26 protein-coding genes are annotated in these 23,537 nt (G+C 40.1%); 4 read left to right on the plus strand and 22 right to left on the minus strand.

Annotated features, from left to right (window positions below; all coding sequences use genetic code 11):
* Nucleotides 1-6: 6 nt before the first annotated feature.
* From GD002_RS03205 to GD002_RS03250, 10 genes are all read right to left on the minus strand, one after another.
* The gene (locus GD002_RS03205; RefSeq protein WP_153730875.1) at nt 7-1,335 is read right to left on the minus strand and encodes an MFS transporter; all 1,329 of its coding nucleotides are present in this window, start codon (nt 1,333-1,335) and stop codon (nt 7-9) included.
* 125 nt (nt 1,336-1,460) lie between these two features.
* Nucleotides 1,461-2,285, minus strand: a complete 825-nt coding sequence (locus GD002_RS03210) for an SDR family NAD(P)-dependent oxidoreductase (protein ID WP_194841451.1) — start codon at nt 2,283-2,285, stop codon at nt 1,461-1,463.
* 336 nt (nt 2,286-2,621) lie between these two features.
* Complete coding sequence (locus GD002_RS03215) at nt 2,622-3,113, minus strand: VOC family protein (RefSeq protein ID WP_153730877.1); 492 nt, start codon at nt 3,111-3,113, stop codon at nt 2,622-2,624.
* Between the two features lie 29 nt (nt 3,114-3,142).
* Nucleotides 3,143-3,928, minus strand: coding sequence for an SDR family NAD(P)-dependent oxidoreductase (locus GD002_RS03220; protein WP_153730878.1), 786 nt, complete (start codon nt 3,926-3,928; stop codon nt 3,143-3,145).
* Nucleotides 3,929-3,955: 27 nt separating this feature from the next.
* Nucleotides 3,956-5,230: an MFS transporter gene (locus GD002_RS03225; RefSeq protein WP_194841452.1), complete on the minus strand. Its 1,275-nt coding sequence runs from the start codon at nt 5,228-5,230 to the stop codon at nt 3,956-3,958.
* 159 nt (nt 5,231-5,389) lie between these two features.
* Complete coding sequence (locus tag GD002_RS03230) at nt 5,390-6,559, minus strand: dihydrolipoamide acetyltransferase family protein (protein ID WP_153730880.1); 1,170 nt, start codon at nt 6,557-6,559, stop codon at nt 5,390-5,392.
* Between the two features lie 51 nt (nt 6,560-6,610).
* Nucleotides 6,611-7,636: an alpha-ketoacid dehydrogenase subunit beta gene (locus tag GD002_RS03235; protein WP_408020072.1), complete on the minus strand. Its 1,026-nt coding sequence runs from the start codon at nt 7,634-7,636 to the stop codon at nt 6,611-6,613.
* Nucleotides 7,637-7,663: 27 nt separating this feature from the next.
* Nucleotides 7,664-8,650: a thiamine pyrophosphate-dependent dehydrogenase E1 component subunit alpha gene (locus GD002_RS03240; protein ID WP_153730882.1), complete on the minus strand. Its 987-nt coding sequence runs from the start codon at nt 8,648-8,650 to the stop codon at nt 7,664-7,666.
* 32 nt (nt 8,651-8,682) lie between these two features.
* A complete protein-coding gene (gene lpdA / locus GD002_RS03245; RefSeq protein ID WP_153730883.1) occupies nt 8,683-10,083 on the minus strand; it encodes a dihydrolipoyl dehydrogenase in 1,401 nt (466 codons plus the stop codon).
* 13 nt (nt 10,084-10,096) lie between these two features.
* A complete protein-coding gene (locus GD002_RS03250) occupies nt 10,097-11,623 on the minus strand; it encodes a long-chain-fatty-acid--CoA ligase (RefSeq protein ID WP_153730958.1) in 1,527 nt (508 codons plus the stop codon).
* 144 nt (nt 11,624-11,767) lie between these two features.
* On the opposite strand from GD002_RS03250, the gene GD002_RS03255 reads away from it, so the two are divergent.
* A complete protein-coding gene (locus tag GD002_RS03255; RefSeq protein WP_153730884.1) occupies nt 11,768-12,670 on the plus strand; it encodes a LysR family transcriptional regulator in 903 nt (300 codons plus the stop codon).
* A 248-nt stretch (nt 12,671-12,918) separates the two neighbouring features.
* Here the strand turns inward: GD002_RS03255 and GD002_RS03260 are convergent, their stop codons facing one another.
* Nucleotides 12,919-13,800, minus strand: coding sequence for a LysR substrate-binding domain-containing protein (locus tag GD002_RS03260; protein WP_153730885.1), 882 nt, complete (start codon nt 13,798-13,800; stop codon nt 12,919-12,921).
* Between the two features lie 181 nt (nt 13,801-13,981).
* On the opposite strand from GD002_RS03260, the gene GD002_RS03265 reads away from it, so the two are divergent.
* Nucleotides 13,982-14,608, plus strand: a complete 627-nt coding sequence (locus tag GD002_RS03265) for a chromate transporter (protein ID WP_153730886.1) — start codon at nt 13,982-13,984, stop codon at nt 14,606-14,608.
* Nucleotides 14,609-14,626: 18 nt separating this feature from the next.
* Nucleotides 14,627-15,169 (plus strand): chromate transporter, encoded by a 543-nt coding sequence (locus GD002_RS03270; RefSeq protein ID WP_153730887.1) that lies wholly within the window; start codon nt 14,627-14,629, stop codon nt 15,167-15,169.
* Nucleotides 15,170-15,533: 364 nt separating this feature from the next.
* On the opposite strand, the gene GD002_RS03275 is transcribed toward GD002_RS03270, so the two are convergent.
* The 10 genes from GD002_RS03275 to GD002_RS03320 all read right to left on the minus strand — a co-directional run bounded on the left by GD002_RS03275 (nt 15,534) and on the right by GD002_RS03320 (nt 22,301).
* Nucleotides 15,534-15,761, minus strand: coding sequence for a hypothetical protein (locus GD002_RS03275; RefSeq protein ID WP_153730888.1), 228 nt, complete (start codon nt 15,759-15,761; stop codon nt 15,534-15,536).
* Nucleotides 15,762-16,068: 307 nt separating this feature from the next.
* Entirely contained in the window at nt 16,069-17,361 is a 1,293-nt protein-coding gene (locus GD002_RS03280; protein ID WP_153730889.1) for an FAD-dependent oxidoreductase, read from the minus strand.
* 53 nt (nt 17,362-17,414) lie between these two features.
* Complete coding sequence (locus tag GD002_RS03285) at nt 17,415-17,696, minus strand: Fe-S cluster assembly protein HesB (protein ID WP_153730890.1); 282 nt, start codon at nt 17,694-17,696, stop codon at nt 17,415-17,417.
* A 1-nt stretch (nt 17,697) separates the two neighbouring features.
* Nucleotides 17,698-18,102, minus strand: coding sequence for an arsenate reductase (thioredoxin) (gene arsC, locus GD002_RS03290; protein WP_153730891.1), 405 nt, complete (start codon nt 18,100-18,102; stop codon nt 17,698-17,700).
* A gap of 42 nt (nt 18,103-18,144) precedes the next feature.
* Nucleotides 18,145-19,440: an arsenic transporter gene (locus tag GD002_RS03295; RefSeq protein WP_153730892.1), complete on the minus strand. Its 1,296-nt coding sequence runs from the start codon at nt 19,438-19,440 to the stop codon at nt 18,145-18,147.
* 14 nt (nt 19,441-19,454) lie between these two features.
* The gene (locus GD002_RS03300) at nt 19,455-19,802 is read right to left on the minus strand and encodes an ArsR/SmtB family transcription factor (protein WP_153730893.1); all 348 of its coding nucleotides are present in this window, start codon (nt 19,800-19,802) and stop codon (nt 19,455-19,457) included.
* Nucleotides 19,803-20,001: 199 nt separating this feature from the next.
* Nucleotides 20,002-20,727 carry a thermonuclease family protein gene (locus GD002_RS03305; RefSeq protein WP_153730894.1) on the minus strand — a complete coding sequence of 242 codons (726 nt, stop codon included), beginning with the start codon at nt 20,725-20,727 and terminating at the stop codon, nt 20,002-20,004.
* 19 nt (nt 20,728-20,746) lie between these two features.
* Nucleotides 20,747-21,088, minus strand: coding sequence for a fluoride efflux transporter FluC (locus GD002_RS03310; RefSeq protein WP_153730895.1), 342 nt, complete (start codon nt 21,086-21,088; stop codon nt 20,747-20,749).
* Nucleotides 21,089-21,463: a fluoride efflux transporter FluC gene (locus GD002_RS03315; protein WP_153730896.1), complete on the minus strand. Its 375-nt coding sequence runs from the start codon at nt 21,461-21,463 to the stop codon at nt 21,089-21,091.
* A 49-nt stretch (nt 21,464-21,512) separates the two neighbouring features.
* A complete protein-coding gene (locus tag GD002_RS03320) occupies nt 21,513-22,301 on the minus strand; it encodes an alpha/beta fold hydrolase (protein ID WP_228548270.1) in 789 nt (262 codons plus the stop codon).
* A gap of 117 nt (nt 22,302-22,418) precedes the next feature.
* Between GD002_RS03320 and GD002_RS03325 the strand changes: the two genes are divergently transcribed.
* A complete protein-coding gene (locus tag GD002_RS03325; RefSeq protein ID WP_153730898.1) occupies nt 22,419-22,934 on the plus strand; it encodes a gamma carbonic anhydrase in 516 nt (171 codons plus the stop codon).
* Between the two features lie 92 nt (nt 22,935-23,026).
* Here GD002_RS03325 and GD002_RS03330 read toward each other — a convergent pair whose 3' ends face one another.
* Nucleotides 23,027-23,260, minus strand: coding sequence for a hypothetical protein (locus GD002_RS03330; RefSeq protein ID WP_153730899.1), 234 nt, complete (start codon nt 23,258-23,260; stop codon nt 23,027-23,029).
* Nucleotides 23,261-23,537: the final 277 nt, after the last annotated feature.

Raw genomic sequence — 23,537 nt, forward strand, 5'->3', positions numbered from 1 at the left:
TCTTAATTAAACCTCCTTTTTAATCAATAGTGCTTCATCGCTTGTGTCTAGCAGATCGGCAGACACATGTAATGGACTTAATTCTTTCTTAGGTTGTCGTATTTTCTTCAATAAATCATCAGGTTTTGTAAATATAATGTATAGCACTCCTGCAATACATGCCAAGATAGCAGATAATAGCATAGCCTGACTAAATCCGCTCGCTAGATCTCTGACATTAGAATCTACTATTTTCCCTATAATTGTTGGTCCAATCATTCCAGCCGTTGTCGCAAATGCAAGAGCGATCCCTACTAATAATCCTGCCTTTTCAGGAATAATCGTGTTAATCGTATGAGGAGCTAGTGCAACAGGAAGTGTGAAACCAGCACCCATTAAACCAATCGTTAGAACTATCCATTTAGAAGAGTTAAGTGCAGGTATAGTAGAAATCATTATACCTGCAATAATAATGGAAATACCCGCAATAAATACCCGTGACAAACGTAAATCACGATATTTCGCAAACAAGCGATCCGAAAAAAACGATATAGTAATGATTAGAACCGCTGTGACCAGCCCTGCGCTTGCGATTATGCCTGCCATTTCAGTTTCTGAAAAACCTTTTACCTTTACAAGATAAATTGGCATAAAAGTTACACTAAAAACTACAAACCAATGATTCATAAAACAAAGTAGACAGGTGAAGATATACGTTGGGGATAGGATAACAGGTTTAAGTTCTTTCCATTTCACTTTTCGACGTTCTACTATCGGTTCAGTAGATTTAGCTTTTTCACCCTTTGGACTATCCTTGGTCAATAAAACCCACAATACAAACCAAATTAGACTCGTAATACCTAAAAAAGCAAAAGCTATCCTCCATCCGAAACTTGCAATGATGATCACTAAAACAGGAGCCGACAGTGTTGTTCCAAATTTGTTACCTACTGTAAAAATAGAAGTAGCTAAACCGCGCGATTCTTGAGGAAACCATTTACTAATATGGTTTATTGCAACTGCGAAAAACGGACCTTCTCCCAATCCTAATATGACTCGTATTAGGACCAAACCGGCCAATCCCGATACAGCAAGTCCTCCGATTTGTGCAATACTCCACATTATCGCCATAATCGCTAAAACTTTCTTCGTACCTATTCGGTCTGACCAAGCACTTCCAGCAATAGCTCCGACTGCATACAACCAATAGAAACTAGCTCCAACGATTCCCCAAGCTGCGAAAGAGATATCAAACTCTTCCATAATAGGTATTGCCGATAGCCCGGCTATAGCTTTATCCGAAAAATTAATGATGCCCGCCACACATACAAATGCAAGAACTACCCAACGTTTCATAGATTCCCTCCTATTTTTCAAAACTGAGATGGAAATGTCATTGATCAAGGAAAACACACTGAAAACGCTTTCATTTATTGATTAATAAAAACATTTTTTCACAATGTTTACAACGGCATATTATTTTAATTAAACTCAGATCCGCCACACACATTGAGCGCTTGTCCAGTAATATTTTTGGCCTCTTCAGAAGATAAAAATAAAACTGCGTTTGCTATGTCTTCCGGCGTCTGTTCTCTTTTCATAGCTACTCTTTGCTCTACTCGAGCCATAAAAAGCTTCCTGCTTGATATATTCAAATCGACATGAGAAGGATTACGTTCTTTATAAGCTTGGACAATCTCTTCATTAGCGTAGATTGGTGTATAGATAACTCCTGGACATACAGCATTTACATTAATATTGAATGGTGCCACCTCTTTTGCCAATGCTTGTGTAAAATTGATCACTGCAGCTTTCGAAGCAGAGTAATGGGGTAATGTCTCCTGTCCCATTCTACCAGCAATAGAGGCTATATTGATTATTTTACCATATCCTTGATTTTTAAAGAGGTTATAGACCGCATTGCATCCAAAGAATACACCTCTAACATTCACCTGATACGTCATATCCCAATCAGATGATTGTACATTCGTGAGTGGACTACCCATACTTTTTCCTGAAGTTCCTGCATTGTTCACCAAAATATCCACATGGCCAAAAGTTTCCACAGTACTTTTCACCATGGAGGTAACCGATTTTTCATCAGTCATATCAGTATATACAAAGATCGCTTCTGCACCCATGTCTGTAATAAGTCGAACTACTTCTCCTCCCTTTTTTTCATCAATATCAGATACTGTAACTTTGGCACCTGCCTTGGCAAATTTCAAAGCCATTTCTTTCCCCAATCCACTCGCGCTTCCGGTAATAATTGCTACTTTGTCAAAGAAATCATATTGAATATTCACTAATAATACCTCCTGCATTTTTTCAGATATTGTATTTCTCGTATTTTTTTCAAAGCTTGTATTGCTGATAACGAAACAATCACAGTCGATGCATACAAATTTTTCAACAGCTTCAACCGTGACCATTTTTATTAAAGTTTTTAATATTAATATATTTTATCTAAAGATTAGGAACCATAAGTAACAAGTAACGCTTTAACACAACAAAGTATTTTAAACTACAAGTCTTCTATAGTTAAAATACTCAGATAATTATCTAGCGATTCTTTTTTAATCTCTGGTGATTGCACCTATTGGGATTAATCCCTTTTTATCGTTACTTTTCTTGTGTTTGTATTAAAGATTCTTCTTTTTGGGAGCAGGTTGCAACAACTCAATTATAAAGTCGTCTGGATCTATCAAGAATGCAATTTTAGCACCCTTATTATGGCCTGCTGGCAGCGTTGTAGGACTTTTAGACAGGAAGCGAACTCCTTCAGCTACCATGCGCTGATACATATCATCTAGGTTAGAAACCGCAAAACAAACATGAGATGCGCCGATATCCGATACTTGGTATTTCACTTGATCTTTTTCAATTCCCCGATATTCTAATAACTCAATGGCAAAATTGGATTCCGGAGATTTTAAATATGCAATTTTCACTTCTGTTATACCATCTACAGAAAATATCTTTGCAGTAATGTTTTCCTCTGCCTGTTCTCGAGTTATTTCGACAGTTCCTAAGTACTCTAGTCCAAACCACTTACTATAAAATTCGATGGATTTTTCTATATTTGTTACACTGATTCCCACATGATGAGAACCCGTTATTTTTCCCACTGTCATTATGAACCCCCCTTTTCCGCTTCTATTTACTAGGAAATCGTACTGAATTTGCTTTCTGCATTTTTCATCAATTGCGCAATCGCCCCGGTCCCAACACCAGAGGATAGACCTCCATCAATCGAGATTGCTTGCCCTGTAATATAGGATGCTTCGTCTGAACAGAGATAATGGACAAGTGAGGCAACTTCTTCAGGCTTAGCATAACGCCCTAGTGGAATTAGTTGATTAGTTGCCTGTTTCAAGGAATCACTCTCCCAATCGACCATAGGCGTAGCTACCTTCCCTGGACATATACAGTTTACTCTAATTTTTTGTGAAGCCAGCTCCAACGCTGCGGTCATCGTCAACCCCACCACAGAAAATTTGGAAGAAACATAAGGACCTGAAGCAGCATATCCTCTAATGCCCGCCATGGAAGCCGCATTTACAATCGCTCCACCATGCTCCATATACTTTACAGCATGCTTTATCCCATAAAGAACGCCAAAGGTATTTATCTGAAAAGCCTTTTCGAAGTTTTCGATTCCGTTCTCTGTCAGTAAACCCTTCATTCCACCAATACCTGCATTATTAAAAACAAGATCAATTTTCCCGTATTTCTCTGCAGCTTGGTCCATCAAAGACTGGACTTCATGTTCCTTGGAAACGTCAGCTTGAACATATAAACCTCCAACTTCCCTAGCTAACTCTGTTTGATCATTCAGATCTGCAATCACAACTTTTGCCCCTGCCTGGCTGAAACGTTGAACTGCAGCAAGACCAATACCGGAACCTCCTCCAGTAATGACAGCAACCTTTCCTTCGAGAGAAAACATACATTCACACTCCATTTCTTTCTATTTTTATATTGAATCCTCTGTCCAAAGCGATATATTCATACTTTCTTTTTTACTCCTTATCGGCACATCAGGCTTTACGAAAGCTACAAAAAGACAACCAAATACGACTAACAAGACAACCGAAAACTGTAAGGAGTAACTAAACCCTAATGATTCGTTAGATCCTGCCATTTGAATCAGATAGCCTGTTACAAGTGGTCCTATAACTCCAGCCAAATTTTGAAATGAAGTACCTAAACTTGCCATAAAACCTCTTCGTTCCGGTAGTAAATGCATCATAATTTGTGGTTGAATCGTTAGAAAAGAAACGATGAAACTCCCTACCAAAGCTAATGCAATAATGTTCCAAACAATAGAATGAACAAGGGTAATAGATAACAGCAACAGGGCCGATAATAGCATCGCAGTTCCACCAACATACACACGGGCTTTTCGATAGCTTCTATATTTCCCATATAATTTATCTGATGCAAAGGAAATCCCGATTCCCCCCAGACCAGAAAATATACCAATTCCAGCTAACACATAACTCATTTGCATTTCTGTAAAATGCCATGTTTTAATGATGTAGCTTGGTAGAAAAACAGCATTCCAAACGACTATCCAAAAACAAGCGAATGAAGCGAGCATTGTAAAAATACTACTTGGTGACAGTACATAAGGAGATACTTCGGACCATTTCATTTTTCCGACCACAGCTACCTGTTCATTTGGGCTCATATTATGCTGGGGTTTTTCCCGACCTAGCCATATCCATAAAAGGAACCAAATCAAACTTAGAACGCCCATAAAAGCGAATGCCGTCCGCCATCCACCGTTCACCATTATAAATACAATAACCGGAGCCATCATCAACGCCCCAAAAGTAGAACCCAGGTTCACGATAGCGATCGCTGTACCACGTGATTCCGGTGGGAACCATTTACTCAAATGACTAAAGGCTATTGGTGCAAATGGTCCTTCGAATATCCCTAATGCAATTCGATACAAAACGAGGAGAGGTAGTCCCGCAATAGCAAATGCACCCAATTGCAAAATTGTCCAAGCCATTAAGAGAATAGCTAGCATTACCTTTGTTCCTACCCGATCGGAAATGGCCGCCCCAATCACTCCAGCAATAGAGAAAAACCAAAAAAAGCTACTGCCGACTAATCCCCATTCTGAATAGTCCAGACTAAATTCCTCCATGATGGACACCGCAGCAAAACCAGTCACAGATTTATCCGTGTAGTTAATCAAAAAACCAAAAAATAAAAAAGCAAGTATCCCCCAACGCAAGTCAATCACCTCTCCTCGCAATTTATAAATCTCAGTATGTTTATTACTCCCACTCCTCTGTTTAAACTGTATAAACAGAGGTGGGAATAAGTAAATACACAGTTCAAAATAATCAGTTATTAGAGTTCCTAGCTAAGTGTAAGATTGATTTGGAAAACCCTATACCAAACTTTCTGGTTTGCCTAGACGTTCAACTACCGTTTTTAGAAAACGAGCTGCCAAAGCGCCGTCAATTAGTTGATGGTCAAAGGTCAAACTAAGCGGCAATCGCTGTTTTTGAACAATTCCTTGATCCTCCAAGACCAGATGGGGTTCAATTTGTCCGACTCCTAAAATTGCAACTTCCGGTGGATTTAATATAGGCGTGAAAAATTGAATGCCCATTGACCCAAGATTCGTTATTGTAAAGGTGCTTCCCATTAATTCATTGCTTTTTGACGTTTGAGCTTGGGCTTTGGACGTGACTTGATTAAATGCATCATTCAATTCACTTAAGGTCATTCCCTCCGCATGTTTAATGGATGGAACCAACAGCCCTCTCTCAGTTTCTACGGCCACTCCAATATGCACATACTTAAACAGAGTAATTTTATCTTCTTCAAAACGAGCATTCAGATGTGGATGTTCTTGCAAAGCCAGAGTTGCAGCGCGAAGGATCCACGAATTCCAGTTAACTTCAGGAGCCAATTGCTTTCTGCGGGCAGATAGTTCCGTGACATCCGCCCACGTCGTTTCTGTCAATTGCGCAGTTTGCTGCAAGCTTTGTTTCATTCGCTTGGCAATTGTACGCCGCATTGGACTGACTTCTATGACCTCAAAGTCTTCACTCTTATCTTGAGATACAATAGCCACAGACCGTTCAGCTTCATCCCTTAAATCTTGCTCCGTGATTCGCCCCCCAGGTCCAGTCCCTTCTGTAGAAGATAAATCTACATTTAACTGCTGAGCTAACCGTCGTACATAAGGAGAGGCTGGAATAAATGCCCCTCCCTTATCGACAGATTGAGCAGGTTGCGAACTGGTCTCTCCAGTGGATGCCGTTGTGTCCGTAGAAAGATCGATAACCTTCTTTTCAATTGCTTGGCCACCTTGTTCAGTACTACTAATCTTGGCTAACAAATCACCCACAGAAACGACTGCCCCTCGTTCTTGATACACCTTCTCGAGCTGCCCGCTAGCAGGCGCTTCAATTTCAAATACGACTTTTTCCGTTTGAATTTCTACTAAAACTTCTCCTTTTTCCACAGAGGAACCTTCCTGTTTATGCCAAAACATAACCACACTCTCAGGTTGATTCTCCATCGTCTCAGGCAGCAGCAACTCGACCATCACCCATTCCCCCTTACACGTAAAATTGATTTTATCGATTGAACTTGTCTATCACTTCAGCACTTTAGCATTCATCATATCCATCACTTCAGTATAGATATCTTCCGGACCTGGTAAGATAAAGTCCTCTAAAGAACGACTAAATGGAATTGGAACATCTCGAATTGCAATCCTGCGAACAGGGTCAGCTAAATCGTAAAATGCTTCTTCTACCACCAATGCTGCAATTTCAGCTGTTAACCCGCAAGTAAGATAATCTTCATCTACAACGACAAGGCGGTGTGTTTTTCTTACCGACTCAATAATCGTATCCTTATCTATAGGTGCAATGGATCGTAAATCAATAACTTCCGCATCAATTCCTTGCGCTGCCAACTTTTCAGCGGCTTCCAAGGCATAATGCATCGTCATTTGAATGCCGACAATCGTTACATCCTTTCCTTCTCGAACAACCTTAGCTTTGTCCAAGGGAACCGTATAGGATTCTTCAGGTACATGTCCAATATTGGCGGGAATTTGCTTAAATCCAGCTACTCCTTGCAACAGCTTGTGATACAAAAACACAACAGGATTATCCTCACGAATAGCCGATATCATCATGCCTTTTAAATCATGCGGTGTAGAAGGAGCAACGACCTTTAATCCCGGGATGTGGGCAAATGTTCCATAGTGTGTTTGAGAGTGTTGGGCTGCATCAGAAATCCCACCGCCCACCGATGCTTTTAGAACCATAGGGAGCTTCACGTTACCACCCGACATGTATTGAATTTTAGCCATTTGATTGGAAATTTGGTCCATACAAACGCCAATAAAATCGACAAACATCAATTCTGCGATAGGACGCATGCCCTCAGCTGCTGCTCCAACTGCCGCTCCTACGATAGCCGTTTCAGAAATCGGCGTATCGATGACGCGCTCTGGTCCAAATTCCTGGAACAATCCCGGCGTCGCACCAAATATCCCTCCAAACATCCCGATATCTTCTCCTAGTAAAAAAACATTTTCATCTCGCTTCATTTCTAAGCTAACCGCTTCTGCCATCGCTTTACTGCCCGTTAATAATCGTCGTTCTCCCATTTTCATCAAAACCCCTTTCATGATTAATTAGTTAAATACGTCTTCAAGCGCGGTTTCAAGTGCAGGATCTGCACTATTTCTTGCAAAATCAAAAGCTTGATGTACCAGTTGTCGTGCTTCGCCTTCCATTTCAGCAATTTCTACCTCACTCGCTACTCCTTCTTGTAGTAAATGAGCCTTCATAAGAGGAATTGGATCTTTTTCTCTATTTTTCTGAAGTTCATTAGGATCACGGTATTCATCTGTATCTCCAACAAAATGGCCTAAATAGCGATACGTTTCAATTTCAATAATCGTGGGGCCTTCACCTCGTTTTGCCCGTTCAATGGCTTCTTGGGAAGCATGGTACATTTCAATAGGGTCATTATCTTTGACCAATACACCTGGAATCCCGTAAGCAACTGCGCGCTCGGCATTGGAAGCAACAGATGTCGATGCTGCTTTTGATACGGATATCCCATAGTTGTTGTCTTCGATCACAACGACCAATGGTAGTTTCCATAATGCCGCCATGTTCAATGACTCATGAAAAGCGCCGGAATTGACAGCTCCTTCTCCAATGAATACGACTGTTACCCAATCTTTTTTCTTCATTTTACTGGACAATGCTGCACCGACAGCTTGAGGTAAGCCCGCTCCAACAATTCCTCCGCAAGAAAATTTAACAGCCGGATCAAATAAATGCATGTGACCGCCTTTACCCTTTCCTAACCCTGTGATTTTCCCATAAATCTCGGCTGTCATTCTATTGAGATCTACTCCCTTAGCGATTGCATGGTGATGCGGTCGATGTGGAGAATTCACGATATCCTCCTCACGTAAATGGGCGCAGATGCCTACAGCGGCGGGCTCTTGACCTGCAGATAAATGCATTTCTCCAGGTATAGGACCCGCAGCCAAATCAAATCCAGGTAGTTTCCCTTCAAAATAAGCTTGATACAACGTTTCTTCATAATGCCTACTCTTATACATCGTTTTATACATCCACTTTAATTGCTCTACAGGTACTGTCAAAATTGCTCTCCTCTTTTCTGATTGTTTTTTTGTTACCTGACACCTATACGGGGCGGCCAGTGAATCTCCTGACCATCAACAGCTAGGGCAGCTTCACCCATCGCTTCACTTACAGTCGGATGTGGATGAATCGTCGTTATGAACTCATTCACAGTTATTTGGCTATTAATCGCTAGAGAGGCTTCGGCAATCAAATCCGTAGCACGCGGTCCTACGATATGAACACCGAGAATTTCTCCCCATTCAGCCCCAACGATCATCTTGACGAAGCCATTTTCATCACTTTCAATGATGGATTTCCCATTCGCAGCTAAAGAAAATACTCCGGTCTTATAAGCAATTTTTCTTTCCTGAGCTTGCTCTTCAGTCAGTCCCACCGTTGCGATTTCTGGCTTCGTATAAACACAAGATGGAATCACATCTCGATTATAAGTAGGCGTATGCCCTAAAACATGTTCCACTGCTGCAATCCCTTGGGCTGAAGCAGCATGGGCAAGCATAATTTGCCCATTACAATCACCAACCGCATAGACTCCCGGAATGTTTGTTTCAAAATGTTCATTTACTAATACTGCACTACGCTCCATATTAACTCCAAGTTTTTCTAAACCTAGATTACTAGTCTTTGGAGAACGGCCTACAGCCACCAATACGTAATCACTTTTCAATATGGATACAGATCCATCCACAATAATACTTGTAAGTAATACATCTCCGTCTTGCTGTACCCCAGTCAACTGCGCCCCGGTCAACCAAGTAACCCCTTGGCTACTGAGTTCTTTTCGAAGAGTTGACGTAACCTCTTTATCCATCAGCGGCAAAATTGTTGGCATTTTTTCTACGACTGTCACTTTCGTACCCAAAGCCTGATATAAAGCTGCAAACTCCACTCCAATCACGCCACCTCCGATAATGACCATAGAAGAAGGGACTTGCGGAAGATCTAGCGCCTCTGTGCTATCAATCACACCTGGCAGGTCACTACCTTGAAATACATGTTTTGCCGGTTCTGATCCTACGGCAACTATTACAGCATCAGCAGAAAGCGCTTTCAATTCATTGCCTTGAATCCGGACGGTTTTCGCATCAAGCAATTCTGCTCTGCCTCGATGAACCGTGACCTGATTCGCTTTAAGCAACCCAGTCGTTCCTTGTACCAACCGTTGAACAACGGACGCCTTCCTATCCATCAGTGCAGACCAATCCACACGAATATGTTCTGCTACCAAACCAAGACTCCCTCCCCTCTTAACCGCTTGAAATAATTCAGCAGTATGTAGAAGGGTCTTCGTCGGAATACACCCCGTATTTAGACAGGTTCCTCCCAATTGGTCCATTTCAATTAAATGAACCTCTGCTCCAAGTTGAGCCGCCCGAATGGCAGCAACATAACCACCAGGTCCTCCACCTATGATTACAATTTTTTTGCTCACTTACTAATCTCCTTTACATTTCAATTTTTTCTTTTTCACCATCCGTAGTTCTCAAAGCTCTCCGTAGGATTTTCCCTGTACTGTTTCTAGGCATTTCCGCCACGAATTCTACTTCCTTAGGTAGCTTATACTTTGCTAGATGATCACTACAGAACCTGATCATTTCTTTTTCTGTAAGCGCTTCTTCTTTTTTCACAACATACGCCTTTACTCTCTCCCCATATGCTGGATCTGCAACACCAATAACTGCCGCCTCCCTCACAAGTGGATGCTGATAGAGTACTTCTTCAACTTCCCTTGGATAGACATTGTATCCGCCAACTAGAATTATGTCCTTTTTCCGATCAACGATATAGATATAGCCTTCTTCGTCTTTCTTAGCCAAATCTCCAGTGAAAAGCCATCCCTCTTTCAGTGTCATCCTTGTCTCTTCTGGCATTCCCAAATAGCCCATCATTACATTAGGACCTTGTACAATGAGTTCCCCCACCTCACCAGCTGGTACTTCCCTTCCATCTGGATCAACCACTTTGTTTTTTACATTAGGAATATCCACTCCAACCGAACCAGGCTTTTGAGTTCCCCTTAAAGGATTAAAACTGGTAACAGGAGCCGCTTCGGAGAGGCCATATCCCTCTAGAATCGAAACTTGATACTTACTTTCAAACTGTTGGAGAAGTGCCAGTGGTATGGAGTCTCCGCCAGAAGCACATACGCGGATAGATGCAAACTCATTCGCTGTTGCCTCTAGTTGAAGCATGAAATTATACATTGTTGGCACTCCAACAAATATGGTTGCTTTTTCTTCTTGAATAATGTTAACTACGTGAGTAGGACTGAAGTGTGGAACAAGCAATATGGTTGAACCACTTGCAATAGGTGCATTGAGACAAACTGTCAAACTTAATACATGAAACATAGGCAAAACGGTAAGCATCCGATCCTTGTTTGTTAATTCTAGAAGCTCACTAACCGCTTCAGCATTTGACGCTAGATTGCGATGTGATAGCATAGCACCTTTTGGCTTACCAGTTGTCCCAGATGTATATAAAATAACGGCTAGGTCATCTTGTACAATAGAAGTTTTATCGCCTGAGTTATCACTTTGTTGCATGAATTGCTCCCAACTTGTTTCTGTTTCTGCTGGTTGCGTGTACACAACTAAGTTTAAGCTTCCTACTCTTTTTTTCACCGCTGTCAAAATAGGCTCCATAGCAGAATGGGCAATGATAGCCTTCGTTTCGCTATCAGATAGAATATATTCGAGTTCTCCCAATGTATAGGTAGGATTAATAGGTACCGCTACAGCACCCCGCCGCAGAATTCCATAGAAGGCTATCACAAACTCAGGTCTGTTCCCTACTAATACAGCAACCGTATCTCCTTTGTTAATCCCTTGAGAAGCTAATCCAGCTGCAAAACACTCTACTTTTTGATCAAGTTCCTTATAGGTTATAGCCATTCCCTCACATATCAGTGCAGTTTGCTCGGGAACTCTTAAAGTACTGTTTCTTAAATTTTCATCCAAATTCCAATTCATCAATAAGATCTACTCCTTTTCATAAGTAATATTTTGAAGATAAAGAATTAATTGAATTAACTATATATCTAATCTATACTTAAGTAAATTTAGAGTTGTTTAAGTTTTTCTTAATTTTTATTAAAGTAAAAAGGAGTGATATAGATGAACATAGAACAATTAACCTATATAGTTGAGGTGGCAAGGACTAGATCTATAACTTTAGCCTCGGAAAATTTACATGTATCTATCTCCGCAATCAGCCAGTCTATCTCAAATTTAGAAAGCGAGTTTGGAACAAAACTATTTACTCGTTCTCGCCAGGGTTCATTACTTACATACAAAGGTAAAAAAATCGTTGAAATGGCTCACGATATATTGATTAGACTTGAAAAACTAAGAGAAGAAGCGCAAGCCGATACCACATTAATTCAAACAAAATTAAAAATAGCTACAGTTCCAGGTTTTATATCACATTTGATCACACCACTGTATGCTTTAAACATTCCATATCCAAACGTGAAATTCGAGTTCATTGAACAAGGAACAGGTGGTGTTATTACCAATGTCCAACAGCACAAAGTAGACTTAGGCTTAATCTGCCTTTATGGAAGTTTGCTTCAAGAAAGTAACGATTTTATCTTCCACCCAATTATAGAAGGACAAGTTAAAGTGTATGTCAATAAAAACTCTTTATTAGCATACAAAAAAACGGTAACTCCCCAAGACTTACTTGATCAAAATCTGGTCTGTTATGATGGTGAGCATATCAATTGGTTTGTTGATGATTTTTTTTCTAAATATGGACCGATGAATATTCTATTTAGTTCTAACCAAACTGAAGGAATCATAAAAGCTGTTTTGGAAGGGGTAGCCATTTCTTTTGCTTCTGACTTTTCTTATGAAAATCATCCGCAAGTACTTAATGGAAATATCATCTCTCTAGAGATAATCGAGAATGATGCAGTAAAAGTAACCGCAGGGTGGATCATCTCTAAGACGAAACATTTTTCAGAAAGTGCTAACATTTTTGTGGAATATCTAAAATCTGAATTTAGAATAGAATAATTCCCTACTCTAAAATACCTATTGATAGTAAACCCACCTGGATGAATTCCCCTTCAGTTTTTAATTTGAGCTTGTACCTACAAGTAGTAGACAACGAAAAACAGCCGTTTTTAGCGGCTGTTCAGTTTTTTAATTGCTTCAATCTCTACGTATTATTGCTTAACAGTTAATTGAGTCAACAACATGATTTTTCCCCTTATACTTTCCTACTACTTTTTACTGTTAAAAGTAGAGCAGAAATGTATCATCTATTCATTAATAAACTCAACAAAACTCGAAATACTCGTCCTCATAAAGCGCTGTTTCTTTTTCACAAGCCATAAATCCCTCATCATCATAATCCCTTGCAGTTTCACTTCATGTAGAAATCCTTGCTCTATTTCTCTTGCTACGGTTAATCTAGGTAGAATACTTATACCTAGCCCCGCTTCTACCGCACTTTTGATCGCTTGTGTACTACTAATTTCCATATAGTTTTCGATTGTATCTAACACCCCATATTCCCGTAGTGTTTTCTCTACAATGAGCCGTGTACCTGAAATGGATTCACGCCAAATCATTCGTTCGTTTGCCAATTCTTCAATTTGGATTTCCTCTCGATTCTTCCATGGGTGATCTGGTGAACATACAAGGACTAATTCATCTTCAGCAAATTTCTCCACAATAAATGGCTTTGACTCTACAATTCCTTCTACTAAAGCTACATCTATCACATCATTCGTTAAATCCTCTAAAATACTTGGTGTATTTTTAATGGTTAACATTACTTTTATTTCTGGTTTTTGTTTTTTGAATCGTCCCAATAAACTTGGTAGTAAATACTCACCGATCGTTACAGAAGCACCCACTCTAAGGCTCGCATTCCCCTCACCTATTGCCTGCTGAATGACTTCTTTAGAACGGTTAAAGTCGTTGATAATTGCCTTTGCATAGGGATATAGCATTCTTCCTGTTTCAGTTACCGTCATTTTCCCTTCCGTTCTGTCAAATAACAATGCTCCATAAAAGTTTTCGATTTGGCGAATCTGTCTCGTGACAGCAGGTTGCGATACGAAACTTAGTCTCGCTGCCTGGCTTATACTCCCTTCATCCACTACTAAACAAAATAATTTCAGGCTTGTTATATTCATGATTATGACCTCCAACATTCTTTATATAAATAGTAGGGAATGACAATCGTTTATACCTTATGCATTCATTGCATTTTACCTTTTCCTTTTCTACTGCTAAGTTTAATAGATAGACATCATGATTACTAGCCGAGAAAAGCAAACTGACTAGGCAGTGGTAAGCAGAAGGAGAGAATACAACATGAACAAACATTGGAAAACACTTCTTCAAGTGTTTTGGACTTTTTTTAAAATTGGACCGGTAACATTTGGGGGAGGCTTTGCGATGATTCCTTTGATTGAAAAAGAAATAGTAGATAAGAGAAAGTGGTTACAAAAGGATGATGTTTCCGATGTCTTTGCATTAGCTCAATCTGTACCAGGGGCCATCGCCATTAATTCCGCAACATTTATCGGACATCGAATAGCTGGCGTAAAGGGCGCCATCGCGGCGATGCTTGGCATATCCTTACCAACGTTTTTAATTGTTTTATCATTAGGGATCACCTACTTATTCATCCAAGATAGTCCTAAAATCGAGGCAGCATTCGTATCCATTCGGGCATCTATCGTCGCTATAATCATTTATGCGGCAATCAAAGTAGGAAAATCCGCGATTATTGATAAATCGACATTGGGCATATTGGTTATTGGAACCGCTGCGCTGTTCTTTATTCATCCGCTATTTATGATCCTATTCGGTGGTGTACACGGGAGTATTTTGATTGTTATTAAAAAGAAACTAGGTTATAAAATTGCGTATGAGAAAAGTAATAAAAAAGATTCCAACGAAGACGGAAACGATTTTTTCATGGGTGCTGGAATCTAAGAAGTAGAGGTGAACATCATGCTATTATGGGAACTATTTAAGTCTTTCTTTTTCATTGGTGCTGTATCGTTTGGAGGGGGATATGCGATGATTCCGGTAATAGAAGCCGAGGTATCCAAAAATGAATGGATGACGATACAACAATTTACAGATATCATCGCCATTGCAGGTATGGCCCCTGGTCCAATTGCCGCTAATAGTGCGATTCTTGTTGGCTATTCAACAGCGGGGATAACGGGAGCTGTCGTGGCTGCTCTCGGTATTTTGCTCCCCTCCGTCCTAATCGTTCTACTTGTAGCAACCTTTTTCAGGAAATTAAATCATTATCCAGTTGTTAAATCCATTTTTTACGGGCTTAGGCCGATTGTCATGAGCTTGATCATCTATGCTGCATTAAAGTTTGCGTTGTCAAACAACCTCATTTCTCTGCATATTTCCTGGTATACCAGTAGCTTACTCGTAATCTTTGGCCTGTCATTACTTGCCTTACTAAAATTTAATTGGCATCCTATTTATGTCATCATACTGTCTGGATTAGTGGGTGTTACGCTTTATTCATAAGAGGACCCTCTAATCCATTTGTTTTTCTCCATGCCAGTACTCATCACGTAACACATCCGCTAAGATTTCAGTTGTGCGATGTAGTTCCTCGACTGTATTGTCGACATCACCAAATGCCTTGGTGAAAATAGAACATTAGTAAAGTTTCTATGACGAGTACAGTCATGAAAAATTATGTGAGTAGTGCTAAAAATGCACCATATGATCGATAGAATAAGTTTATAAGGGGTTTCAGATTAGTTATGATCACTTATGGAGTTTTATGAACGATAGCGATCGAATCTAACACGTAATTAAAGAGGTTGCCTGAGAAAAGTCATGATTTATGACTTTCAGGTCAACCTCTGCCTACATGTGGTGAATACTATTCGCTATCTCTTCGCTCTATATACCTGTTGTATGCGTCTTGCACTTTATCCGTTTTCGGCGAAACTTTTGACAGTCTTTTACTAATGTCATTGAGCAAATATAATCCTCTAAATAAACAGCCTGTCACTATGCCGAAAGCAATGAGGCCGCCAAGTATCGGGTCCATCATCAGCAATAGAAACCCTAATAATGTGGCTAGAAAAATGGACAAAGCTAAATACATGCTCTTTCCCCTTTCGCATTTAAGAATATTTCCGTTGTTTTATTCTCGTTCATTATGTACATACCATATATTGCAAATCAATAGTTTACATACTACAGTAATAATTGATGAGGTTCATTATGTACATTTTTAAAATTTGTATATGATTATTCATACGCTCTGCAGCAAATATACCAAATTCACACTTCACATTATATCATCTCAAACATCTGTTTCCGAAATAAGGGGTAGGGCTCTGTAATTTGCAGAGCGCCCTACCCCTTATTATATTTAGTAACGTTAGTTCCTAGTTGAACACGGTTTCTCTTTAACAGCAACCACCTGCGCCACTATGGCAAACACCCGTCTCAGGTAACTGTAGTTGCACATTTTCTGCAGCCTCTCGATCTCCTGCTAAAAAAGCTACTACTGAACGGACTTGCTCGTAGCCAGTTGCCATTAAAAATGTAGGTGCGCGACCATAAGATTTCGAACCGACAATATAAAAGTTCTCCTCAGGCTGTCTCAACTCTTTCTCACCATGTGCTGGCACGCTGCCACAGCTATGTTCATTGGGGTCAATTAAAGACGCAATTGCAGGCACAGCTTCTGTTACAGCCTCTCTTTCGTAACGTATTTCTCGTTGAATATCAAATTCTGGACGATTGCCTGTATTGACGATTATGCGATCAAACGGCTTCAACATTTTCTCTTCAGATTTTAAGACAACGCCTTTTTGTTCATGAATGCCTGTGATTATAAAAGGTGTTTCAACTTGTATTTGGCCATTTCGAACATATTCTGATATACGAAGGCCCAACTCACCACGTGCAGCGAGCTCATCATTTGATCCCCCACCGAATGCATCTTCTACTCGTTTTTTACGCAATATCCATGTAATTGATGTTTCAGGATACTTCTGTTTTAACGTTACTAAATTGAGCAGTGAGTTAATTGCTGAGTGTCCACCACCTACAACAGCTATTTTTTTATTTGCATATAGTTCCTCATTCTCTCCAATGTTGGGAATATGGTAATCGATGATTGACGCTAACTCTTTTTCAGTTTGCAACCAAACACCATTACTCATTGCTGGGTTTGGGTTCCCCCAAGTTCCCGTAGCGTCAATTACAGCTTTGGCTTTCATCTCTTTTAGACCATTTGGCGTTTCTACATATAACAGAAACGGTTGCAATGAACGACTTGATGATTTCATACGATCTAACCCGCCACGTGTAATTGAAATGACTTCATGTTTTGTATGGATATTTGGTGCCAACACTTCAGATAAAGGAAGCAAATAATCTTCCACTAATTCTTTTCCGGTTGGTATTTTTTCTCCTTGAGGAGCTTGCCAATCTGTATTTACTAATAGTCTTTTACCTGCTTCATCCATGTTATATTGCCAAGGTGAAAAAAGTGTCACATGCTCCCATGTCCGTACATTCGCTGAGATTTCCCCTTTTTCTAATACAAAGAATGATATCCCTCGTTCTTTTAAATGTGCTGCAGCCGCCAAACCGATTGGACCAGCACCAATGACAGCAACCGGTAAATCCTGCTCACAACAACCTGTGCTTGGGTTACAGCAAGTTGATTGTTGAATAATTTTCAGTTCCATCAAAAAACTCCTCTATTTTTGTTTTCCGTTATGGTAATTACTCATAAGGAGAATTAGCACTTCATTGGTGTGTAGCCAAGTAACACTAGACCCAGTTCTCCATTCTCTTTTTCAGCATGGAACGTCACTTTCTCAAGCGTTGAACTTATTTGTTTATCAATCACAAAAGAAAGGCCGTCTATTTCTATGATTTCATCTTCTTGTGTAGGTTCTACAATCTCTACACCAATAGAAGTTCCACAACAACTTTGCATACCATAAAAACGGATGATGTTATTTTTTCGCCCTACTAATACTTGCGTTAAATATTCTTTACCTTCAGGTGATATATTCATTTTATTTTCCTTCCTTGGCAAACTGTTGTATGCGTTCACCAATTTCATCTCGCACACGCTGGAACTCTACCCAAACTTCTTCTCCAGTCCCAGTTGCTTTTGCCGGGTCATCAAAGCCCCAATGTTCACGAGGAATTGATGGAGGTGTCATAGGACATTTATCGGCAGCATCTCCACAAAGTGTCACGACAAGATCGGCATTGTTCAGAATCGTTGGATCGATCGTATCTGATGTCTGATTAGTAATATCAATACCTACCTCTTCCATCGCCTTAATTGCCCTTGGATTTACCCCGTGTGCTTCAATTCCTGCACTACATACATCCCATTCCTCACTTAGAATTTTTCTACCCCAACCTTCCGCCATCTGGCTCCTACATGAGTTTCCTGTACACAGAAAGTACAATTTTTTTTTTCGTCATCACTATATTCCTCATTCCTAATTAATTTAGATAATCAATAACCATACATACAATCCAACCAATGTTATAAATAGTGTAGGGATCGTCAAGATAATTCCAACCTTAAAGTATGATCCCCAACCGATTTTCACACCTTTTTGAGAAAGAACATGTAACCACAACAAAGTAGCTAATGATCCAATGGGTGTGATTTTCGGTCCAAGATCAGAACCGATGACATTTGCATAAATAAGAGCCTCACGAATTGTGCCTGTCGTATTGGTCTCTGCAATGGCCAACGCATCTATCATAACTGTTGGCATATTATTCATAATCGATGACAAAAAGGCAGCTATAAAGCCCATTGAGATGGTCGCAACAAAAAGACCTTGATCGGCTGCAACTTGAATAACATCTGCCAATACACTTGTTAAACCGACATTTTTCAATCCATAAACGACTACGTACATACCAATTGAAAAGAATACAATTGCCCAAGGCGCACCTTTCAACACTTGCTTAGTTTGCACAGCAGCACTTCTATTCGCCATAAACAAGAAAAATATGGCTACGATTCCTGCAATAATGGAGACAGGTATCTCCAAGAATTCGCTCGAAAAATAACCGACAAGTAGTATGCCTAAGACAACCCAAGTTAACCTAAACATCTTCAAGTCTTTTATCGCGTCTTTTGGTTGTTTTAAATCAGATACATGATAGTGGCCCGGAATACTTTTACGAAAGAATAAGTACAGAACACTAATACTTGCAACTAAAGCAAACAAATTCGGAACGATCATCCTAGATGCATATTCAACAAAACCAATTCCAAAAAAGTCTGCAGAAACGATGTTAACTAGATTGCTAACAACCAAAGGCAATGAAGTCGTGTCTGCAATGAACCCACTCGCAATAATAAAAGGGAAAATCATTTTTTCACTGAAATTCAAATTCCTGACCATCGCAAGAACAATCGGAGTCAGGATCAACGCAGCTCCATCATTTGCAAATAAAGCAGCAACAATAGCACCGAGAATGCTAACGTAAATGAACATTCGGATACCACTGCCTTTGGCTAAACGTGCCATATGTAAAGCAGCCCACTCAAAGAATCCTATCTCATCCAGAATTAATGAAATGATAATGATGGCGATGAATGCCAGTGTTGCATTCCATACAATTCCTGTCACGTCTATAACGTCACCAAAATCAACTACACCAAATAATAATGCAATTATGGCGCCGATACATGCAGTCCAACCTATTGATAGATTTTTCGGCTGCCAAATAACGAAAACTAACGTAATAACAAAAATCACAAACGCAGTAATAGTTGTAACCACTCAACTTTTCCTCCCTAACTACATGAGATACGCAAACCTTGTTTCTCTAACTCGTTAATCAATTTATCCTGTTCAGGCAAGTGGTCCAGAACACTTTTAATGAGTTTATAATCTTCATGCTCCGTATTGATCGAATAAAAAATCCATTGTCCCCTCCGTTCTTCTTTTACTAACTCAATATCTCTTAACTTTCGTAGATGCTGACTAATCGCTGGTTGACTCATTTTAAATATCTCTACAAATTCACATACACAACACTCATGTGACGCGAGCAATTTCATCATAGTTAAACGAGTCTTATCGCCTAGCAATTTTAGAAGTTGTGTAGCTCGCTGCAAATCAACAGTTTCATTTGTATTCATATCGCACATCGCACTCTCCTTTTTTACATCATATAATTATATGCTTATATAAGCAACTACTGTATTCGTTATTTCTTATTTACTTTTCCTTTGTCTCCTTACTAACTCTCCATAACGAAATAGAGGGACTTCTCTTAGAAAGAAGTCCCTCTACCTATTTGCTCGTAAGCTCTCTCATTTAAAGAAACACTACATTTTATTATTCACAAGCTCTTCCATCCTGATTCCGATCTAGATGTTTAGCGTAAGCGGAATGACCTTTCGTAACACCCTCGGGATATACTTCGCGAAGTTCAGTACAGTTTTTAAAACTTTCCACTTTGCCTGACACAGGATTCACCTCATCGACTGAATGCTTATCGCTATCGAAACCACGGTCTGTTGCATAGTCCTCTAGTGTCCATATTCCGATTCCTGCTTTTTTTGCTTGCTGTTGCGCTTGTTCAAATTCATCCAAATAGCGAGTATTTGGCGGATAAACGTAAGCCACTCTCGCCAAGCCTTCTTTCAACAATTGCTCTTGCACACTCTTTCCATCTATGTATATATACGCTAGCAATCTGCCGTATTTATCGTATTTTTCACCGATATCAAATTCGATTTCTAGCTGACCTTTTTGCAATAGCTCTTGATTACGCACTTTTGCTTCCTGCCCAAAAGGCTGCTTTCCAAGTCGCGGATGATTCGTTTCAGGCGTATCGATTAATAAATATCGTACATTCTGTTCTTTACCTTCATACAGTATTTTAATCGTATCTCCATCAATCGTCTTAACTAATTCGACCGGGATCAATCCATCCCGACTCGGTTCTTTTTTCTGTTCTCCCATTAATTCAGGAAAGTAGACCGCTGCAATCGCGACCACAACTGCGATCAGAAAGGAACTGATCCACTTTTTCCCTGCGTTCTTTTTCTTTGTACTCATTTAGTCGAAATCCTCTTTTCTACAGACTGTACCCAAAATACGCCAAGCCTATACCCAAGCCAAACGTCAGCATAGTATAGACCGCTGCACGGCCTTTATGACCTTCTATCCAATACGTCCAAATTTCTTTCATTAAAGTAGAATATGTCGTCAATGCACCCGCCACGCCAGTTGCCCAAAATAATGTCCACGGTATTGCCAATTCCATCCCAACGATCCATCCAATGAAAAAGCTTCCGACACTATTGACAAGCAGCGTTCCAAACGGTAGGATACTGCGATTCAGGCGACGGGATAATTCAAAGCGTAACATTGTCCCGAGAAACCCGCCACAGCCGACCGCGACCATATGCCACATCATTCAGCAACTCACCTTCCTTGCCAATAAAAACCCGAACGCTGCCATAATGAGACCTCCGAGTAAACTACCGAAAACATAGCTACCTGCCAACCCTATCAAGCCTTCATCGAGCAACTGGATCGTTTCTATACTTACGGCTGAAAACGTAGTAAATGCACCGAGAAATCCCACCGTAACAACATTTACCACAAAAGGTTGTAGCTTTCCACCAAGCCTTGCCCATTCTACAAGAAAACAAAGTAACAGTGTTCCGACTATATTCACCGCAAACGTAGCGAAAGGAAAGGTACCGCTGACTATAAATAACTGACCAACCAGTAGACGGACCATTGCACCGCATGCACCTGCAATGCCTATGTATAACCTTTCTCTCATGTTCTCACGCTCCAAACATCGCCTAGCTCAGTTTCTCAGTTCTTCACGATCATTCAATAATATACCCTAATGATCGGAGCACATTATTCATGAAAGAGTGCGTATATAAATAAACCTCTTCGCGTTCAGACTCTTGCACAATATCATGCTGAAGATCTTTCCAACGTTTATATTGAAGCTCTGATAAATTTTGCGCCTGCACCCACTTACGAGAATAAGTAGGATCTGTAATTTGATCCGCTTCTCCCGTATGCAGTAATAGCGGAACATCCTGTATGGCTCCATCCATTTGCATAACCGACTTTAAGAGTATTTGCAGTTCACGGTACCACCCAGCTGTAATGAGTGGAACGTATAAAGGGTCTTCTTCATACTGCTCCAAAAATTCTGGATTACGAGACAACAAAGAAGGCTTAATCTCGTGGTTTAACTTCATCGAATGTGCTAACTTCGTCAATACTTTCGCAAGCAGTGGCGGATGATATTCCAAATGAAGCCAAGGAGACGTACAAATCACTCCCGCACACTCTACTTGCTCCGTCTGCAATAATCGCAAAAGGAACGTTGCACCTAACCCATGTCCATACAAAAACAATGGTAAGTGGTCGTCCAAACCTGTTTGTATCAATTGTTTAATAAAACGACGATATACTTTAAATGTTTCCGAATGAACGGCTACTCCCTCTTTTCCATGTCCCGGTAAATCGCCCGTTACTACATGGAAGCCATCATTCCTCAACCTCTGAATGAGCCAAGCATACCGACGATGATGCTCATATGCACTATGGACAATCACAACCACAGCTTTCGGTTGACCATCCGCTTCCCATTTCCACATGGACATCACTCCTCATCTAGCTGTCTTTCTATATGGAATGCCCTAATTTTGTTTCGGAAAAACCAAATGTTTGTTACGATAAATTATACATGATTTTTTGGAAAAGAGGAGATTTGATTGATTTATCCATACGAAGGAAAAATTCCAGTTATCGATCCATCTGTCTATATCGCAGATTTTGTAACCATTTCGGGAGATGTCACGATCGGACCGGAATCATCTATCTGGTTCAATACAGTCATTCGAGGTGATGTATCCCCGACTATCATCGGCCGTAAAGTAAACATTCAGGATTTCTGTTGTCTGCATCAAAGTCCGAAATTCCCACTCATTTTAGAAGACAATGTGACAATCGGACATAAAGTGATGCTACATAGTTGTACGATCAAAAAAGGTGCGCTTGTCGGAATGGGTGCTACCGTTCTAGATGGAGCCGAAGTTGGGGAGGGAGCATTTATCGGTGCAGGAAGCTTAGTAACACCAGGCAAAAAGATTCCGCCAAACACATTGGCACTGGGTTCCCCTGCACGGGTAGTTCGTGAATTGACTGATGAAGACCGTGCCGATATGACACGGATTGTGAATGAATATGCACGAAAAGGACAACTATATAAAGCTTTACAAGATGATTAACGACAAGAGCACCTGATCCTTTATGGAGCGGGTGCTTATTTTAAGATTACATTCAGTTTCTTCGACATCCTAGGCGTAGCAACATCTGCGATTTACATAGACTTCACTTGCTCCCCTATCCACAAATGGATCCCATGAGTCGGTAGCTCACCTTTATTAGACACATACCTCACTGCGAGATCATAATCTGAATCCGGCATATTATCTGCTGATGGCTGTTTGACCGCAGTCGTAATCGCTTGTTTACACACTGCGAGAACCTGCTCTTTATTAAAAGTTTGGAAATAGTTTTCATTGATTCCACCCATGTTTTGAAAATGTGACATCTTTATTTCCTGTATAGGTTCATCTAACAATGTCATTCTTTCACCGGCAAGGGTGCAGCCTGCAATACTACTAAGTAGATAGCAGAATAAACAAGCTTTTTGTCAGCTTCAATTTGGGAAACTCCTATCTGTTCTTATGAATATACCGTACTACTATGAATGCCTATCATGCGAGAATGTTTCTTTACGATTGCTTTTCTTACTTTTAGAACGATCATTACTTACTATCCGATTCAAAACTTTAAATAATTGATTCTATATATTTTCTGCATTACCT

This window comes from Sporosarcina obsidiansis (assembly GCF_009651005.1).
GTDB classification, from domain to species: domain Bacteria; phylum Bacillota; class Bacilli; order Bacillales_A; family Planococcaceae; genus Sporosarcina; species Sporosarcina obsidiansis.

What these genes read in the sequence shown, in the direction of transcription:
- GD002_RS03315 (WP_153730896.1), bottom strand. Translation starts at nt 21,463, where the DNA reads ATGAGAGAAAGGTTATACATAGGCATTGCAGGTGCATGCGGTGCAATG.
- GD002_RS03280 (WP_153730889.1), bottom strand. Translation starts at nt 17,361, where the DNA reads ATGGAACTGAAAATTATTCAACAATCAACTTGCTGTAACCCAAGCACA.
- GD002_RS03265 (WP_153730886.1), top strand. Translation starts at nt 13,982, where the DNA reads ATGAACAAACATTGGAAAACACTTCTTCAAGTGTTTTGGACTTTTTTT.
- GD002_RS03275 (WP_153730888.1), bottom strand. Translation starts at nt 15,761, where the DNA reads ATGTATTTAGCTTTGTCCATTTTTCTAGCCACATTATTAGGGTTTCTA.
- GD002_RS03215 (WP_153730877.1), bottom strand. Translation starts at nt 3,113, where the DNA reads ATGACAGTGGGAAAAATAACGGGTTCTCATCATGTGGGAATCAGTGTA.
- GD002_RS03205 (WP_153730875.1), bottom strand. Translation starts at nt 1,335, where the DNA reads ATGAAACGTTGGGTAGTTCTTGCATTTGTATGTGTGGCGGGCATCATT.
- GD002_RS03260 (WP_153730885.1), bottom strand. Translation starts at nt 13,800, where the DNA reads ATGAATATAACAAGCCTGAAATTATTTTGTTTAGTAGTGGATGAAGGG.
- GD002_RS03250 (WP_153730958.1), bottom strand. Translation starts at nt 11,623, where the DNA reads ATGAATTGGAATTTGGATGAAAATTTAAGAAACAGTACTTTAAGAGTT.
- GD002_RS03305 (WP_153730894.1), bottom strand. Translation starts at nt 20,727, where the DNA reads ATGAGTACAAAGAAAAAGAACGCAGGGAAAAAGTGGATCAGTTCCTTT.
- GD002_RS03235 (WP_408020072.1), bottom strand. Translation starts at nt 7,636, where the DNA reads ATGGGAGAACGACGATTATTAACGGGCAGTAAAGCGATGGCAGAAGCG.
- GD002_RS03270 (WP_153730887.1), top strand. Translation starts at nt 14,627, where the DNA reads ATGCTATTATGGGAACTATTTAAGTCTTTCTTTTTCATTGGTGCTGTA.
- GD002_RS03310 (WP_153730895.1), bottom strand. Translation starts at nt 21,088, where the DNA reads ATGATGTGGCATATGGTCGCGGTCGGCTGTGGCGGGTTTCTCGGGACA.
- GD002_RS03255 (WP_153730884.1), top strand. Translation starts at nt 11,768, where the DNA reads ATGAACATAGAACAATTAACCTATATAGTTGAGGTGGCAAGGACTAGA.
- GD002_RS03230 (WP_153730880.1), bottom strand. Translation starts at nt 6,559, where the DNA reads ATGGTCGAGTTGCTGCTGCCTGAGACGATGGAGAATCAACCTGAGAGT.
- GD002_RS03220 (WP_153730878.1), bottom strand. Translation starts at nt 3,928, where the DNA reads ATGTTTTCTCTCGAAGGAAAGGTTGCTGTCATTACTGGAGGAGGTTCC.
- GD002_RS03285 (WP_153730890.1), bottom strand. Translation starts at nt 17,696, where the DNA reads ATGAATATATCACCTGAAGGTAAAGAATATTTAACGCAAGTATTAGTA.
- GD002_RS03320 (WP_228548270.1), bottom strand. Translation starts at nt 22,301, where the DNA reads ATGTGGAAATGGGAAGCGGATGGTCAACCGAAAGCTGTGGTTGTGATT.
- GD002_RS03300 (WP_153730893.1), bottom strand. Translation starts at nt 19,802, where the DNA reads ATGAATACAAATGAAACTGTTGATTTGCAGCGAGCTACACAACTTCTA.
- GD002_RS03330 (WP_153730899.1), bottom strand. Translation starts at nt 23,260, where the DNA reads ATGTCACATTTTCAAAACATGGGTGGAATCAATGAAAACTATTTCCAA.